Here is a 17,191-nt window from a genome sequence, read left to right as displayed (position 1 = left end):
AACTCTAGCATCGTAGAGTCTGACAGGATGGAGACATGAGTCACCGTCCGTCCCGTCGTGAAGCGATCTGCGAGGCCGCCCTCGACCTCGCCGCCGAGGGCGGAAACCATGCCGTCACGCACCAGGCGATCGACCGGCGTCTGGATCTGGCGAAGGGTTCGACGTCGTACTACTTCCGGACACGCGATGCGCTGGTGGGTGCCGCGGTTCGACGCCTGACCGAGCGGTCTCGGGCCGCGTTCGTCGAGGCGTACGTTGCCCATTCGGCTCCCTCGGTCGTCGACAGTGCCGCCGACCTGATCGCCGGCCAGGTCGTTCTGCTGCTGACCGAACGGCGCCGGGATGTCCTGGCTCGCTACGCCCTCGCCGTGGATGCCGCCGCCGACGAGGAGCTTCGACCTGCCCTCGCGGGGTGCCTCTTCTCCGTGGATAGGGCGACCGGATTGATGGAGGTGCTCGGTGCGAGCGACCCGGGCGCGGCGGCGCACGACCTGATCAGCTTGCTGGAGGGGTTGGTGTTCGACGCGGTTTACGGATCCAGGTCAGTGCTCGGCAGCGGGTCGGCGCTGCGAGCGGATCGGCTTCGTTCGACGGTCCGGTTGTGGCTGGCGGTGCTCGCGGAATCCTGACTTGCCGATGTCCTGACTTGCACCCCACTGTGGCCGACACCGCTTTCCCTGGGTGCCGGCTGCAGCGTCATGCGGCCCGTGGGCCTGCCCGATTGTGGGCTGGAATGGGTTTCTTGTAGGGGTCGACGGTGTTCGGTGGCGTGAACCACGGATGTCGGTCGCCGCCGATTCGCACTTCCCAGTGGGAGTGGTGCAGCAGCGTGTGGTGGTAGCGGCACAGGAGCACGAGGTTGTCGAGGTCGGTGGGTCCACCGTCGGCCCAGTGTGTGATGTGGTGGCCTTCGCAGTGGGCGGGTGGTGCGCCGCAGCCGGGGAAGGCGCAGCCGTGATAGCGGGCAACCAACGCCCTGCGCTGTTTCTTGGAGACTGTTCTGCTGGTGCGGCCCAGGTTCAGCGGCACACCGTCGTCCGTGACGATGGGCGTGAGGTGGCAGTCGCAGGCGTGGCGGCGTGCGGTCGCGATCGAGAGTGGCCCCGTGTGCGGCATCCGCGCGATGTCTTTGTCGCCGAACAGGTCCGGCGTGCTGTCATGATCGGCAGCTGCGCTCGCGAGATCCTTGGCATTCACGTGCAGCGACAGGTGTGGTCGTTCGCCGCCTTCGATGGGTGCGACCCCCGATCGAAACAGAGGTAGTACACCCCTGATCACACGACATCGGGCAAGCATCCGAATCATCATGCTGACCCGCTGTCATCCCTTTGGTTTCAGGGGCAGTAGCCGCCCAACGAGCACGGCCAGTTCTGGGCGATCCATTGCCGCGCCTCGGGTGAGAATATGCCCGCGGGCAACAGCCAGTAGATCCATGGAAAGTCCATCTCGATCATCTCCTCCCAGGGGCAGTGTCCGCCGAGGTCGCACGGGATCACGGCCGAGATCGTGCTCTAGCCAGTGACGTAACTGGGCTGGAACAACTGGCCCGCTGCCGTGCCCGTTTCAGTCGACCTCCACTCCGAGTAGGGAGAGCACGTACATGAGCGGTGCGATTGGTCCCCAAAATGCCCAAGCTGTTGCACCCATCATCTCGATCACCTCCAATCAGGGGCAGCGTCCGCCGAGGTCGATCAATGGGCTACCGGTGGCCCGACCAGCGGCTCCCAAACAAGCCATGCCTGGTACAGCACCTCGTAGAGCCACTGCGGTATGAGGATGCCGTTTAGTGGCACCAGGGAGTTGTCGTTCATCAGTCGCCTCCAATCAGGGGCAGTGTCCGCCGAGGTCGCACGGGATCACGGCCCAGATCATGCGCCGCCACTCCCACGGCAACGGGAGTCCCCACATCCAGCCACTAGGGATCATGTGCAACCTCCGGGGGTGTGCCGTCTGTCCAGACCCTGTCAGGCCAGGCTAGACCCCTGAATCGCCCCGGTGAGTCCGGAGACTTCATCTCTTGTGAAGGATGGAGTCATGTCAGGTTCGAGGAAGTACCCGGCCGAGCTGCGTGAGCGGGCGGTGCGGATGGTCGCCGAGGTGCGTGGCGAGTATTCGTCGGAGTGGGCGTCGACCTGATCGCGACGAACCCAGATGGCACTGGGTGTCTCACCGATTCTGCACAGGCAGTGCTGCTCGCTCTGTGCCTCTGTCGACCGATTGAGGGTGGAGCTGTCGGTGTTCCGCCCGTCGGCGGTGCTGTGGTACTCGCCGCCGACGGGGTGATCGTGGCAATCGGCTCATTCGCTCAGTCCGGCAACGGGCGATTGATCGCTAACGGCGGCAGGTGTTTAGAGATTGACCTCATCCGCCCAGCCCTAGGGTGCATTCCTCGACGCGTGCTCAACCCTCATGCGCACTGGGATTCGGCTTGAGGCCATATAGGTATTCCCATGCCTTCGCCAGGCGGACGCCAGCCCGACCCGCCCGCTCCATGACTTCTGGGACTTTTACCGCCTCGACCACGACCAGTCGAAGTCGGCGGCGATCGGCCTGCGAGACCTGTGTAATCGGGTCGTTCACAGCCTGGTCTTCGGGTTCGACCTCGGTGAGGGCTCTTCGTTCTGCGTTGAAGGCCTCTTCGTCGCATCAGATCGCACCAGCAAGGTGTCGGTCACTTTGGTCACGGTTGCTGAACTGGTCAGGGTGTTCCGGGTGGTCGCCAGCGATGAGGTGGTCAGCCTCCGGATGTCGCGTGACCAACAGGGTCATCGACAGAAAGCCCAGGATGAGAAGCTGGGTGCCCTTCTAGAGCGCAGCAAGTCGGCCTGGCGCGTCGGCACGACGAGGTCTGCGCCCTCCTGCACGCCTAGCGGAACTCGCCGTTCCAGTCCTGGCTTACCCGACCGTTCGCGATGAGCCTATTGGAGGGATCCGACACCTCGATGCCCCGCCGCCGGCGTGCTTCGCCCGGACTACCTACCGCGCTGCCAGCACGTCGACAAGTGGGGCCTGGAGGTCGCGAACGCCTGCTCGGCGACTCTCGCTGGGTTCGCCGCAATCGGATTGGCGTGAGGAAGCCGAAAGCGGAGTCGACTCATCGATCACGAGCAAGTGATGCCCAAAAGCCGTGACAAGGCGCGGGCCGGGGCTGTTGCGTACCCGGACCCGCGCCTTGCCGGATGATCAGCGAGCCATCAGCGCGAAGACGCCCCAGCCGAGGTGTTCACGCTGGTACCGCGTGTAGCGAGCAGGCTCGGTGGTGAGTTCTGCCCGAACCTCGGCGGCCAGCTCGTCGTCAGGATTGTCGTCGAGCCAGCGGCGGAGATTGAGCCACTGGGCCGCCTGATACCGGTCCCAGCTGTCCTGGTCGGCCAACACCATTTCCACGACGTCGTATCCGAGATCGCCGAACTGCTCGATCAGCTTCGGCAGGAGCAGGAAGTCGTCCTCGCTGCTGGCGCCACAGGCTGTGGCAGTGTCCTGGTCGGGCACCTCTCGCCGCCAGTACGGCTCACCGATCAGTATCAGGCCGCCGGGGCGGAGGCTCTTGCCGAGCAGTTCGACGGTGCCGGCGACACCGCCTCCGATCCAGGTGGCGCCGACGCACGCGGCGAGATCGACCGGCTCATCCGCGACGAACCCGGCGGCGTCGGCGTGTACGAAGGTGACCAGGTCGTCGACGCCGAGTGCGGTGGCACGGGCGCGGGCCTCCTCGGTGAACACCGTGCTGATGTCGACCCCGGTACCGGTGACGCGGTGATCGCGAGCCCACGTGCACAGCATCTCGCCCGACCCGCTGGCGAGGTCGAGCACACGCGTTCCGGGTGCCAGGTGCAGCGCCTGGCCCAGGGCGGCGAGCTTGGCCGGGGTGAACGGGTTGTGGATCCGGTGGCTACTTTCGCGAATGGTGAAGATGCGTGGAAGGTCCACGAGGAGTACTCCTTTGACTCGATGAGGTCGTGACGTTCGGGGAGGACAGTCGACGGGAGTCGGCTGTCATCGGTCGGACCGTCATCGAAAACACCTCGTTCGAACGCAGGATCTGGATCTCGATGAACCTAACCCTCTCGGGTGGGCGTTTCCACCGCTTTACTTGTGTGCTCGCGCCCTCAGAACTGCGCCGGCGACGGCATCGGGTACTCCTGACCCTCGACGCGGAAGTCCGCGAAGTCGAAACCGGGGACCACGATGCAACTGACGAGGCCCGCCTCGTCGCCGATCGGCCGTGCCCGCTGCCACGCGCATGGCGGCACGATCACCTGCGGGCTCTGGCCGGCCGAAATATCCGGTCCTAACACATGCGTCGTGATTGCGTCGGGGGAGTCGCCGTCGCCGCCGATCTCGAGCAGCAGGGGGCTGCCGCGGTGGTAGAGCCAGATCTCGCTGCCGCGCACGCAGTGCCACGCCGACTGCTGTCCGGTCTCGAGCAGGAACAGGATCGCCGTCCCGGCGGAGCGGGCGCCGCCGAACATGTTCGGCAGCGCAACGCCGGGTAGCTCGATGTCGCTGCGCCAGGTCTCGCGGTACCAGCCACCTTCCGGATGGGGTAGGAGGTCGAGCGAGCGCGCCCACGCGGGGAATTCGGTCACCAGACCATGATGAACCCAAACTTCGCGGATCGCGAGCGCAGGTCCGACGACGATGGTGGAATGAGTCATGACCAACCCGAGTAGCGATTCGGCAGTCAGCGTCGAGTCCGCAGTCATGGCGTTCATCTACGGTTTCGCTCCGGTGTTCAATCTGTCCCAAGTACAACGATTCGTCACGACGGGAGTCGGGGCCAACGCGGCGGCGCCGTTCAATTCCTTCAGTCATGCGACGGATCTCGCCGGTCCCGAGGACACGTTCGTCTCGATCAACAACGACACCGTGTACTCGATTGCGCAACTCGATCTCGGTGTGGGCCCGCTCCTGCTGGACGTGCCCGACACGGAGGACGCGTACTTCGTCCTGCAGTTCGTCGATGCGTGGACCAACAACTTCGCCTACATCGGCAAGCGGGCGACCGGAACCCAGGCCGGAACCTACGTGCTGGTGCCGCCGGGCTGGCCCGGCGAACTGCCCGCGGGTGCGACGCCCGTGCACTGCTCGACTCGTATCGTGTCGGTCGTCGGTCGGTGGGCGTGTGACGGACCGGGAGACCTGCCACGGGTGCAGAAGCTGCAGGAGCAGACATCGCTCAGCGCGATGACCTCCACCGATCCGGAGGGGCTGCCCGAACCGGATCCCGCAGTGCCGGAGGAGCTTCTGTTCTGGGAGAAGCTGCGGCTGTATCTGCAGGCCTTCCCGCCGGCTCCACGCGATCTGGCCCTGCAGCACGCCTTCGCGCCGCTGGGACTGCTCGAGGCGGGACCGTCGCCCTACGCCGACGTCGATCCGGCTCTCGCCGAGATCCTGGTCGAGGGCGCCGCGCAGGGCCGGGCCAAGGTGGAGGACGCCCTGAAGTCGGGTGCCGGTGACGCCGTGGTGAACGGGTGGCACCAGACGTTCCACGTGTTCGACTACAACGACGACTACTTCGAGATCGGCACGATCGACACGCCGGAATGGCGAATCTCGGATCGTGCCAGAGCGATCGGACTGCGTGCGGCGGCAGCGATGGGTGGTCTGTGGGGAAACCACGGGTACGAGGCCGCCTACAGTCCCATCTACACGGACTCCGACGGTGACCAACTGACCGGCGACCACACCTACACGATCACCTTCGCGCCCACCCCGCCCGTCGGGGCCTTCTGGTCCATCACCATGTACAGCACGCCGAACTACTACCTCGTGTCGAATCCGCTGGAGCGGTACTCGATCGGTGATCGTACCGAGGGCCTCGTCTACGGCGACGACGGTTCGCTCACGGTGACGCTGAGCGCCACCGAGCCGGAGGATCCGACGGCGCGTGCGAACTGGCTTCCCACACCGACGGGTTCGTTCCGGCCGCTGCTGCGCATGTACATCCCCGACGAGGCCGTGCTCGACGGCCGCTACGAGATACCGCCGATCGTGAAGGCCGACCGCGGCTGAGTCATCTCGTCAGATACCGGGTCAACTCCCGGGCCGCGGCGCGTCCCGCGCGGTTGGCTCCGATAGTGGAAGCCGACGGTCCGTAGCCGACCAGGTGCACGCGGGGATCGGCCGCCACCTGCGTCGCGAGACGTCCGGTCATCGTGATGCCGCCGCCGGGACCGCGCAGCCGCAGCGGTGCCAGGTGGTCGAGAGACGAGCGGAAACCGGTGCACCACAGGATGACATCCGCCCGTTGTTCGGATCCGTCCGACCAGCGCACGCCGGTCTCGGTGATCTCGTCGAACATCGGCAGCCGGTCCAGCACACCGCGTTCGCGGGCGGCCCGGATCGCGGGCGTGACCGGCAGTCCGGTCACCGACACCACCGACCCCGGCGGGAGTCCGCGCCGTACCCGGTCCTCGACGAGCGCCACTGCGGCTCTGCCGATTTCGGGTGTGAACGGTTCCTCGCGGAACTGCGGTTCGCGGCGGGTGACCCAGGCGGTGGTCGTGACGCACGAGATCTCGTCGAGCAACTGGACCGCGGAGATGCCGCCGCCGACCACGATCACGTGCTGCCCCTCGAACTCGCGCGCCGACCGGTAGTCGCGGGTGTGCAGTTGATGTCCGGTGAACCGCTCGGCGCCGGTGACGGTGGGCACGAACGGGCGCTCCCACGTGCCGGTCGCGTTGACGAGCCCGCGCGTGAGGTAGGTGCCGTCGGGCGTCTCGACGGCCAGCCGCTCGCCGCGATCGCACACGACGGTGGCGTGCGCGGGCCGGTGGACGGGCAGCTCGAACCGCTTCTCGTAGAGTCCGTAGTAGTGCGGGACGGCATCGGCGGCCCGGACCGTGTCGGTGTCGGGTCCGAGGGTGTCCGCGAACGGCATCCCGGGCAGATCGTGCACACCGTTGACGGTCCGCAGTGTCAGCGACGGCCAGCGGAACTGCCATGCCCCGCCCGGCCCGGGCGCGTGGTCGAGCACCACGAACCCCTGCTCGGGCGCGAGCCCGAAACGGCGCAGGTGGTACGCGGTGGACAGGCCCGCCTGCCCTGCCCCGATCACCACGACCTCGACGTCGGTGTCCATCACGCTCCGTTCTGACATAGCCTGAATCTGCCGCAACGCCTCCGACGGGTCCGTTGTTCCATCGAACTCGGTGTGTCTGTGGATGCTGCGTGACAGGTACTGTTCGGAGCACACCCGCCGGGGCCCGTCCAGACGCGGACGGGATCCCCGCATCCGAGAAAGCGAGTGGAGCCACATGATCGGGACCAGCCGTGACGGCCACGTAGTCACGCTCGAGCTGCGGCGTCCGGATCGACGCAACGCTCTCAACTCCGAGTTGTGCATCGCGCTGCGCGAGGGCCTCGAGAAGGCGGTCGCGGAGGAGGCCCGAGTGGTCGTGCTCACCGGGCAGGGCACCGCGTTCTGCGCGGGCGCCGACCTGTCCGGCGACGTCTACGCCGAGGGCTTCACCGACACGCTGCTCGAGATGCTGCACACCATCGACTCGATCCCGATCCCGGTGATCGCCGCGATCAACGGCCCCGCGATCGGAGCCGGCACCCAGCTCGCACTCGCGTCGGACCTGCGCGTGGTCGCACCCGAGGCGCGGTTCGGGATCCCGGCGGCGAAGCTCGGCATCACAGTGGACAAGTGGACGGTGCGCCGGCTGGTGTCTCTCGTCGGCGGCGGACCGGCGCGGACGATGCTGCTCGGCGCCGAGATGCTCTCGGCGGAAGAGGCTTTCGCGCGCGGGCTGGCGAACAAGATCGGTGATCTCGTCGTTGCGCAGGAATGGGCGCGCACCATCGCGGAGCTCGCGCCGCTGTCGGTGCGGCACCTCAAGCTCGTGTTCAACGACGACGGCACCCGCGAGCCGCAGACCGAGGAGCAGCTCGCAGCGCTGTTCGCGGCCTGGGGCAGCGACGACGCGCAGGAGGCCCGCGCGGCCCGCGCGGAGAAGCGGGCACCGGAATTCCGCGGGCGGTAGACGGGCGGGGCAGGCGGACAACCAGCGCAGGCAGGGGAGTGGGACGGCGATGATCGGCAGGAGTGTCCTGGTCGCGGCAGCGGCCGCAGGCGCGGGTTGGGTGGCGCGAGCCGCGTGGGGGACGGTACCGGCGCTGGGTGCATCGCGAGCCGCGATCAAACCGTACGCCGCGGCGTCACCGCGGTACCGGGACAGTCGGTTCCACAACTCCGATCCCGGTTCGTCCCTGCCCGCGGGGTCACAGTCCGGGCTCGCGAAGGCATTCCTCACGCGCGGCACGACGGGACGTCCGCACCGCGCGATCCCGCTCGCGACGCCGCTCGCGCCGGCCACCGCGGGTGAGCTCGCGGTGACCTGGTTCGGGCACTCGAGTGTGCTCGTCGAGGTCGACGGCCGTCGGGTACTGGCGGATCCCGTGTGGAGCGAACGGGTTTCACCGTCGGCGGTCGTCGGCCCGGCACGCATGCATCCGGTGCCGATGGCGTTGGCGGACCTGCCCGCGATCGATGCCGTGGTGATCTCGCACGACCACTACGACCATCTCGACCAGGCCACCGTCACCGCTCTCGCCCGTACACAGGAGACGGTGTTCGTGGTTCCGCTCGGGGTCGGGGCGCACCTGCGCCGCTGGAACGTGCCGGACGAGCGGATCGTCGAACTCGACTGGGACGAGCAGGCGGAGGTCGCCGGACTGACCCTCACCTGCACCGAGGCCCGGCACTTCTCGGGGCGCGGGATCGCCCGCGACACGACGCTGTGGGCGTCCTGGGTGATCGCCGGTCCGCGGCGGAAGGTGTTCTTCGGCGGCGACTCCGGCTACACGCCGCGCTTCGCGGACCTCGGCCGCGCGTACGGGCCGTTCGACGTCACGCTGCTGCCGGTCGGCGCGTACGACGAGCGCTGGCCCGACATTCACATGAACCCGGAGGAAGCGGTGCGGACCCACCTCGACGTGGGCGGCGCGCTGCTGATCCCCATCCATTGGGCCACCTTCAACCTCGCCTTCCACCCATGGGGCGAGCCGATCGCCCGCGTCGCGGAGGCGGCCGCGGAGGCCGGTGTCACGATGGCGGTGCCGATGGTGGGGCAACGCGTCGACGTGCTCCGACCGCCCGCGCGGAAGGCCTGGTGGGAGGACCTGGGCTGACCCCGGACCGGGCGATCTGCGCGGCTCGGGGCTACTTGCGGCGCAGGGCCGCCACCAACGCTCGGGTGCCCCGCAGCAGACCGCGCCGGTTGCAGATGTCGACGAAGGCCTGGGCGACCTCGGGCGTGACGGAGCCCTGCGTGAGCATCGTCATCATCCGCGGCGGCAACTCCTGCAGTGACCGTTCGAACAGCAACGACAGCGGGTCGTCCTCGTCGGTGACGGGGATCAGCGCCGCGGCTTTCCTCCGCATCACGGTCGTCAGCAGCGTCGCCGCGGGGTGGCGGATGTCGGCGAGTGGGGTGTCGATGGTGTAGTGCCCGGGGGCGTCGACGACATTGTCGGGCAGCGGGCGGCCGTACAGTTCGGCGAACGCCTCGCGCTCGAACACCGGTGACCCGTGATACGCCGCCGGTCCCGGCACGAAGCCTGTGCGATCCGACTCGAGCGTCACCGTCGCCGACATCCGGACGTCGCGGGACGACGCGCCGACGCGGATCTCGAAATCGCCGGACTCGATCGACCACCCGCCGACGGTCGTGTCCCAGAACGCGAAGGCTCGACGATCCAGTTGCACTGTGATGCGGCGTGATTCGCCGGGAACCAGGTGGGCCTTGGCGAACCCGGCGAGTTCCTGATCGGGCCGGAAGACGGTGGACTCGACGTCCCGCACATACACCTGGACGACGTCACTGCCGGGCCGGTCACCGGTGTTCGTCACCCGGACGCTGACATCGAACCGCTGCTCGGAGGCGTCGTCGTTCTCCACCTCGGTGATCTCGAGTTCGGTCCAGTCGAACGTCGTGTAGCTCAGGCCGTGACCGAACGGGTAGCGGACGTCGACGTGCGCGGCGTCGTAGTAGCGGTAGCCGACGTAGACGCTCTCGCGGTACTCGACGATCGACGGACCGGCGGGCCATACGTGCACCGGGTTGTCGGTCACCTGCAGCGGGAACGTCTCGGCCAGACGGCCGCCGGGTTCGGCCTCGCCGGTGAGGACTCGGGCGACCGCGCTGCCGGCGGCCTGCCCGCCGAGGTACCCCTCGAGGATCGCAGCGACGTCGTCGTGCCACGGCATCGCCACCGGGGCGCCGTTCGCGAGCACCACCACCACACGCGGACAGGCCTCGGTGACCGCGGCGATCAGGGCGTCGTGACCGGCCGGCAGATCAAAGTTCGCGCGATCGACCCCCTCGGTTTCGTAGCTGTCCGGCAGACCCGCGAACACCACCGCGACGTCCGCCGCCGCGGCCACCCGGCGCGCCTCGTCGAGCAGCGCGGGCTCGGTGCGCCCCGATCCGCGCACGTAGCCCGGCGCGTAGGACAGGCGGTCCGCGCCGAGTTGTTCGGTCAGGTCGGTCCATGCGTCGTCGAGGCGGTGCGGGTTGATCCCGGAACTACCGGCGCCCTGGTAGCGGGGCTGCTTGGCGAACTCCCCGATCACCGCGACGCGTCCGGCCCGGCCGATCGGCAGTGCGCCGTCGTTCTTCAGCAGCACCGTGCCCGCCTGCGCCGTGCGCCGGGCGAGGGTGTGGTGAGCGGCCTGGTCGTAGCCCTTCGCGGCGGAGCGCGCCGGCTCCGTGCGTTCGATCAACCGCCGCACCGACCCGGCGGCCCGGTCGAGGGCGGCGGCACTCAGCTCACCGGCGGCGACCGCCTCGAGCACCGCGTCGTCCCCGCGGCCGCCGTAACCCGGCATCTCCAGATCGAGGCCGGCCTCGAGGCACCGGGAGCGCCGGGTGACCGCACCCCAGTCGGAGACGACCAGACCGTCGAACCCCCACTGCTCGCGCAGGACGTCGGTCAACAGGAAGCGGTTCTCGGCGCAGTGCGTGCCGTTGACGCGGTTGTAGGCGGCCATGACAGTCGCCGGCCGGGCCTCGACGACGGCGTGCTCGAAACTCGCCAGGTAGATCTCCCGCAGCGCGCGTTCGTCGACGAGCGCGTCGACGCTGTATCGGCGGAACTCCTGGTTGTTGACCGCGAAGTGTTTGAGCGACGCCCCGACGCCGGTGGACTGCACGCCGCGGATCCACGCCGCGGCCATCCGGGACGACAGGAATGGGTCCTCCGAGAAGTATTCGAAGTTCCGCCCGCACAGCGCGCTGCGTTTGATGTTCGCGCCGGGGCCCAGCAGGACGCTGACGCCCTCGGTGCGCGCCTCGGTACCGAGGGCGACACCCACTTCCTGGAGCAGTTCGGCGTCCCACGTCGCCGCCAGCGCCGACGCCGTCGGGAAGCACGTCGCGGGAACGGATTCCATGGTGTACCCGGCATCCGTGCGCTGCTTGCGGAGGCCGTGCGGCCCGTCGGTCAGCATGATGGCCGGGAGGCCCGTTCCGGCGGGGGCATCGGTGTTCCAGAAGTCGGCACCCGATGTGAGAGATACCTGGTCGCGTGGCGTCATCCCATCAGGATGCCTGGCATGCGGGCGCGCCGTGGACCGTCTGTGGCAAACGGGGCAGCTTGGAATAGCCTTCCTGTCATGGCAACGGACGATCCGGCCGACAGCGGCGCAGTCGGCACCCTGGACACCGATCCCCGGCACATCGAGAACGGCCTCACCGCCGACGAGGTGGCGCAGCGGGTCGCGAACGGGCAGACCAACGACGTCCCCGACCGGGCCAGCCGCTCGGTCAAGGACATCGTCCGGGGAAACGTCTTCACCCGGATCAACGCGATTCTCGGCGTGCTGCTCGTCATCGTGCTGTCGACGGGATCGATCATCGACGGGATGTTCGGTCTGCTGATCATCGCCAACAGCGGGATCGGCATCATCCAGGAGATCCGCGCCAAACGAACGCTCGATCAGCTCGCGATCGTCAGCCAGGCCAAGCCGGTGGTCCGCCGCGACGGCACGGCCGCGCCCGTCGCACCGAAGGACGTGGTGCTCGACGACATCATCGAGCTCGGCCCCGGCGACCAGATCGTGGTCGACGGCATCGTCGTGGGAGCGTCGGCGCTCGAAGTGGACGAGTCGCTACTCACCGGCGAGGCCGACGCGGTGCACAAGCCGATCGGGGCGCAGGTGCTGTCGGGCAGCTACGTCGTCGCCGGCAGCGGTGCCTACCGGGCCACCAAGGTGGGCCGCGAGGCGTACGCAGCCAAGCTCGCCGAGGAGGCCAGCAAGTTCACGCTCGTCCACTCGGAACTGCGCTCCGGCATCGACAAGATCCTCAAGTTCATCACCTACCTGATGGTCCCGGCGGGTCTGCTCATCATCTACAACCAGCTGTTCTCGAGCGGTCAGGCCCTCGGCCCGGCCCTCAACGGCATGGTGGCCGCGCTGGTGCCGATGGTCCCCGAGGGACTGGTGCTGATGACGTCGATCGCGTTCGCCGTCGGTGTCGTCCGGCTCGGCCAGCGCAAGTGTCTCGTGCAGGAGCTGCCCGCGATCGAGGGCCTCGCCCGCGTCGATGTCGTGTGCGCCGACAAGACCGGCACCCTCACCGAGAACGGCATGAAGCTCGCCGAACTGCGTACCGCCAAGGCCGACGACGTGCAGGCCGGTCGCGCGCTCGCCGCGATGGCCGCCGACGACCCGCGCCCCAACGCGAGCATGCTCGCCATCCGCGAGGCGCTCAGCGACGACCCCGGGTGGGAGCCCACCGCCGTCGCGCCGTTCTCGTCCGCCAAGAAGTGGAGCGGCCAGTCGTACGGTAACAACGGCAACTGGCTGCTCGGCGCCCCCGACGTCCTGCTCGATCCGGACAGCGACATGGCCCGGCAGGCCGAGGAGATCGGCGCCCAGGGACTGCGCGTGCTGCTGCTCGGCAGCAGCGACCGGCCCGTCGACGCACCCGATGCCCCCGGCACCGTGACGCCCCGCGCCCTGGTGGTCCTCGACCAGAAGGTGCGCCCGGACGCCCGCGAGACGCTCGAGTACTTCGCGAGCCAGAAGGTGGACGTCAAGGTCATCTCCGGCGACAACGCCGTCTCGGTGGGCGCCGTCGCGACGGCGCTCGGGCTGCCCGGTGGCGACAACGCGATCGATGCCCGGAAGCTGCCGGAGGACCCCGAGAAGCTGGCCGACACCCTCGACGAGGCCACCACGTTCGGCCGGGTGCGCCCGGATCAGAAGCGGGCGATGGTGGGTGCGCTGCAGTCCCGTGGGCACACTGTCGCGATGACCGGCGACGGCGTCAACGACGTGCTGGCGCTCAAGGACGCCGACATCGGAGTCGCGATGGGCTCGGGCAGCCCCGCGACCCGCGCGGTGGCGCAGATCGTCCTGCTGGACAACAAGTTCGCGACGCTGCCGTACGTCGTCGGCGAGGGGCGCCGAGTGATCGGCAACATCGAGCGGGTCTCGAACCTGTTCCTGACCAAGACCGTGTACTCGGTGCTGCTGGCGTTCCTCATCGGCATCTCCGGTGTGGTGGCGCAGATCTTCGACTTCGATCCGCTGCCGTACCCGTTCCTGCCGCGGCACGTGACGATCGCGGCCTGGTTCACGATCGGCATCCCGGCGTTCATCCTGTCGCTCGCCCCGAACAACGAACGGGCGCGCTCCGGGTTCGTCTCGCGCGTCATGCGGTTGGCGATCCCGTCCGGCGTCATCATCGGTGTCGCGACGTACGTGTCGTACCTGCTCGCGTATGCGGGCCCGGATGCCACCGAACAGCAGGTGGAGCAGGCCGGCACCACCGCACTCATCACCCTCATCATGATCGCTCTGTGGGTGCTGGCCGTGGTCGCCCGCCCGTACACGTGGTGGAAGATCGTGCTGCTCGCCGGCTCGGTGCTCGGATACGTCATTCTGTTCGGATTCGATTTCACCCGTGAGTTCTTCAAGCTGGATCCCTCCAATGTGGCGGCCACGACCGGTGCACTCACGATCGGACTGGTCGGTGTCGTGCTGGTCGAGATCGCATGGTGGGTGACAGGCCGGATCCACGGTGAGCACCGGCGCCTGTTCGCGTCGAGCGACGACCTTCCGGGCGTGCACGGGGAGTGATCGCAGAGCTGCGCGGCGGTTCCGGGTTCTCACGTCGGAAACCGCTGTCGTCGCTGTTCGAACGTATGTTGCGCAATCCCGACAAATTCCGTGATCCCTGTCGTAAAGTCCTCCGCGCAGACACGACGGGACCAATGGATTTTCGGTCGGGATCAAAGGGGAGAGCCATTTCAGCGCAACTGTTGTCGGACAAGCATGCCGAGGTGATCCGGGCGACGCTGCCCGTGGTGGGCGAGAACATCGGCGCCATCACCGGGCTGTTCTACACCAAGCTCTTCGATGCCGCTCCGGCGCTCGAGCGCGACGTGTTCAACAGGAGCAATCAGGCACGCGGCGAACAGCAGAAGGCGCTGGCCGGTTCCATCGCCAATTTCGCGACGCTCCTGATCTCGGAGACGGGCGAGGATCCTCGGGCGACGATCGGGCGGATCGCGCACAAGCACGCCTCGCTCGGGGTGAGCGAAACCCAGTACGACGTGGTGCACACGTTCCTGTTCGAGGCCATCGTGGAGGTGCTCGGCGACGCGGTCACCGCCGAGGTCGCGGAGGCGTGGGACGCCGTGTACTGGCTCCTGGCGAACGCCCTGATCGACGCGGAGAAGCAGCTCTACAAGGACGCCGACGTCGATCCCGACACCGTGCTCCGCGAGGTCCAGGTCCTGGAGGTCGTCAGGCGTACCGAGGACGTGGTGTCACTCGTCCTCGACGCCACCGGCTTCCACGATCCCGTTCCCGGTCAGTACCTGTCGCTCGGGGTGGAGCTCCCCGACGGCGCGCGGCAGATCCGCCAGTACTCCATCGTCGACTTCGGCAACGGCAGGATCGAGGTGGCGGTCAAGCGGGACAAGAGCGATCCGCGCGGCGAGGTATCCAACTTCGTCCACGACCATGTCGTCGAGGGATCCACGGTGATCGCGTCGTCGCCCTTCGGTGACGTCGGACTTCCCGCGGGCGACGGTCGAGTGTTCCTGCTGTCCAAGGGGATCGGCAACGCTCCGTTCGTCGGGATCCTGGGCGGCATGGTCGCCCAGGGCCGGACCAATCCGGTCGTCGTGATCCATACCGACCCGGACAGCGCATCACACGCCTTCGCCGACACGACCGTGGACCTGGTCGACAAGCTGGGCGGGCAGCACATCTTCTGCTACTCGGACTCCGACGACACCTTCGCTCGCGCGATCGAGGACCTCGACTTCGAGGCCACCGACAGCGCGCTCATCTGTGGTTCCGTGGACTTCGTCGAGGCCACCCACAAACTGCTCGACGTCGCCGGCGTCGCGGACTCCCGGATCCACTACGAGGTGTTCGGGCCGGATTCCTGGCTCCGATCCTGAGCACTCGATTCGTCCGAACATCGGGTGGGGCCGCACCGATCCGGCCTCACCCTTGTTCTGTTCGGCGCTTTCCTGCAGTGACAGAAGCTCATTCCGTGGCAGCGAACGAAGGATTGGAAAGATGACCCTGACCCGGTCTGGGGTGGGTGCGGAATTGGATCATCGAGAATCCCTTCGCTACGAACCGTTCACGAAAACCCGTGAGCTCGAGTCCCTGATCCAGGACGTCGAGAAGTGGGGTTCGACGACGACCGACCTTGCCGGGTATCTGGAAGCCCTGGAACTCCAGTACTACCTGAAGGGGGTGTCGGTCGTCTTCCACGAATCCGACACCCTCTACCTACCCCACGCCGCCGCGGTCGACGTCTCCGGACCGGTCACCCGTCTGATCATCACCCTCCAGGACAAATTCGGTCCCCGATTCCACGATCGTGTGTCCGACTCGTCCGTGCAGGTCGCCTTTCATCAGGGCGTCGGCGATGGACTGTCCGCCGTTGTTCATTGGTCTCGAAAGGTCGTGACTATCTGATGTCCGAAGCTGTTGTTGCGCCGAATTCGTCGCTCCTTTCGCCTGCGTCGCTGCCTGTCATCGAGGCAACCCTGCCCGTGGTGGGCGCCCATCTGGGCCAGATCAGCAATGTCTTCTACAAGAACCTCTTCGACGGTCTGCCGACGCTGGAGAAGGACCTCTTCAACCAGACCAACCAGGAGAGCGGGGAGCAGCAGAAGGCACTGGCCGGCGCGATCGCGGCCTTCGCAACCCTGCTGGTCACCGAGGACGCGCCGCCTGTCGACCACGTCATGTCGCGAATCGCTGCCAAGCACGCGTCGCTGGGCATCGCCCCGGTGCACTACGACATGGTTCACCGTGCCCTGTTCAAGGCCATCGTCGAGGTCCTCGGGGACGCGGTGACGGCGGAGGTCGCTGCGGCGTGGGACGAGGTGTACTGGCTCATGGCCAACTCGCTCGTCAAGCAGGAAGCCGAGATGTACGAGCGGGCCGGAGTTCCCACCGGACAGATATGGTCCGCGCTCACGGTCGTCGATCGCCGCGAGATCGCACCGGACGTGTGGACGTTCACCCTTGCCGGAGACGAGAACTCGCCGATGAATCGGTTCGAGGCCGGCCAGTACATCTCCGTCTCGGTGATCTACGAGGACGGCAGTCGCCAGATCCGTCAGTACACGGTGATGGCGGGCCGCGACCCGGGCACCTGGGAGTTCACGGTCGGTGCGGTGCCGGGCGGCCGGGTGTCGAGCAAGTTGATCGCCGAGGTCGGCGTCGGGTATCCCCTCGTGGTGTCGATCCCGTCGGGCACGCCGTATCCAATTCCGGCCGACGGCCCGATCGTGCTCGGTTCGTCCGGCGTGGGTTCCGCGCTCACGGTCGCCGTCCTGCAGAAGATGGTCGAGGATCAGGACACCCGCCCGGTGCACGTGTTCCACGTCGACAAGGACGTGGCGTCCTTCGGTCACCGAGGCCAGATCGAGGAACTGCTGCGCACGTACGCGGGCCGGACGTCGATCGAGACCTTCTACGCCGGCGACATCGAGGACGGGATCGCCCCACTCCGCCGGCACGACTGGGATCGCAACGCCGACGTGTACCTGTGTGGATCGCCCCAGTTCATGCGGCAGGTTCGCAAGATCGCGGTGGTCAAGGGGGTCCGTCCGGAGAGCATTCACTACGAGGTGTTCGCCCCGGATTCCTGGCTGGGCTTCGACTGACGGGGAGCGCCCGCGGCCGTCGGGCCTCGGG

Annotated in this window: 13 protein-coding genes and 1 pseudogene; 8 read left to right on the top strand and 6 right to left on the bottom strand. The window is 67.6% G+C overall.

Annotation, left to right across the window (positions count from 1 at the left end):
• Positions 1–35: 35 nt before the first annotated feature.
• A complete protein-coding gene (locus tag AC1RIF_RS02590) occupies positions 36–629 on the top strand; it encodes a TetR/AcrR family transcriptional regulator (protein WP_492599802.1) in 594 nt (197 codons plus the stop codon).
• A 67-nt stretch (positions 630–696) separates the two neighbouring features.
• Here AC1RIF_RS02590 and AC1RIF_RS02585 read toward each other — a convergent pair.
• The 4 genes and pseudogenes from AC1RIF_RS02585 to AC1RIF_RS02570 form a co-directional block, all read right to left on the bottom strand.
• A pseudogene (locus AC1RIF_RS02585) lies at positions 697–1,248 on the bottom strand (HNH endonuclease signature motif containing protein); the annotation flags it as partial.
• A gap of 86 nt (positions 1,249–1,334) precedes the next feature.
• A complete protein-coding gene (locus tag AC1RIF_RS02580) occupies positions 1,335–1,496 on the bottom strand; it encodes a hypothetical protein (protein ID WP_492599801.1) in 162 nt (53 codons plus the stop codon).
• Between the two features lie 1,687 nt (positions 1,497–3,183).
• Entirely contained in the window at positions 3,184–3,930 is a 747-nt protein-coding gene (locus AC1RIF_RS02575; protein ID WP_492599800.1) for an SAM-dependent methyltransferase, read from the bottom strand.
• A gap of 179 nt (positions 3,931–4,109) precedes the next feature.
• On the bottom strand, positions 4,110–4,589 hold the full coding sequence (locus tag AC1RIF_RS02570; RefSeq protein ID WP_492599799.1) for a cupin domain-containing protein: 480 nt from the start codon (positions 4,587–4,589) through the stop codon (positions 4,110–4,112).
• A 67-nt stretch (positions 4,590–4,656) separates the two neighbouring features.
• Between AC1RIF_RS02570 and AC1RIF_RS02565 the strand changes: the two genes are divergently transcribed.
• Entirely contained in the window at positions 4,657–6,015 is a 1,359-nt protein-coding gene (locus AC1RIF_RS02565; protein ID WP_492599798.1) for a DUF1254 domain-containing protein, read from the top strand.
• 1 nt (position 6,016) lies between these two features.
• On the opposite strand, the gene AC1RIF_RS02560 is transcribed toward AC1RIF_RS02565, so the two are convergent.
• Positions 6,017–7,087, bottom strand: a complete 1,071-nt coding sequence (locus AC1RIF_RS02560; RefSeq protein ID WP_492600122.1) for an NAD(P)-binding domain-containing protein — start codon at positions 7,085–7,087, stop codon at positions 6,017–6,019.
• 175 nt (positions 7,088–7,262) lie between these two features.
• On the opposite strand from AC1RIF_RS02560, the gene AC1RIF_RS02555 reads away from it, so the two are divergent.
• A complete protein-coding gene (locus AC1RIF_RS02555) occupies positions 7,263–7,994 on the top strand; it encodes an enoyl-CoA hydratase (protein WP_492599797.1) in 732 nt (243 codons plus the stop codon).
• Between the two features lie 49 nt (positions 7,995–8,043).
• Positions 8,044–9,141, top strand: coding sequence for an MBL fold metallo-hydrolase (locus AC1RIF_RS02550; RefSeq protein WP_492599796.1), 1,098 nt, complete (start codon positions 8,044–8,046; stop codon positions 9,139–9,141).
• Positions 9,142–9,172: 31 nt separating this feature from the next.
• On the opposite strand, the gene AC1RIF_RS02545 is transcribed toward AC1RIF_RS02550, so the two are convergent.
• Positions 9,173–11,548 (bottom strand): glycoside hydrolase family 3 C-terminal domain-containing protein, encoded by a 2,376-nt coding sequence (locus AC1RIF_RS02545; RefSeq protein WP_492599795.1) that lies wholly within the window; start codon positions 11,546–11,548, stop codon positions 9,173–9,175.
• A gap of 78 nt (positions 11,549–11,626) precedes the next feature.
• Between AC1RIF_RS02545 and AC1RIF_RS02540 the strand changes: the two genes are divergently transcribed.
• The 4 genes from AC1RIF_RS02540 (at position 11,627) to AC1RIF_RS02525 (ending at position 17,160) form a co-directional block, all read left to right on the top strand.
• Positions 11,627–14,098 (top strand): HAD-IC family P-type ATPase, encoded by a 2,472-nt coding sequence (locus tag AC1RIF_RS02540; protein ID WP_492599794.1) that lies wholly within the window; start codon positions 11,627–11,629, stop codon positions 14,096–14,098.
• A gap of 182 nt (positions 14,099–14,280) precedes the next feature.
• Entirely contained in the window at positions 14,281–15,432 is a 1,152-nt protein-coding gene (locus AC1RIF_RS02535; RefSeq protein WP_492599793.1) for a globin domain-containing protein, read from the top strand.
• A gap of 121 nt (positions 15,433–15,553) precedes the next feature.
• Positions 15,554–15,961, top strand: coding sequence for a hypothetical protein (locus AC1RIF_RS02530; RefSeq protein ID WP_492599792.1), 408 nt, complete (start codon positions 15,554–15,556; stop codon positions 15,959–15,961).
• A gap of 80 nt (positions 15,962–16,041) precedes the next feature.
• Positions 16,042–17,160, top strand: a complete 1,119-nt coding sequence (locus tag AC1RIF_RS02525) for a globin domain-containing protein (RefSeq protein ID WP_492599791.1) — start codon at positions 16,042–16,044, stop codon at positions 17,158–17,160.
• The last annotated feature ends 31 nt before the right edge of the window (positions 17,161–17,191 follow it).

This window comes from Prescottella sp. GW823-FHT02E09, assembly GCF_058797375.1.
Note: the sequence above shows the minus strand (reverse complement) of the source record. Positions and strands in the feature narration are given on the sequence as shown.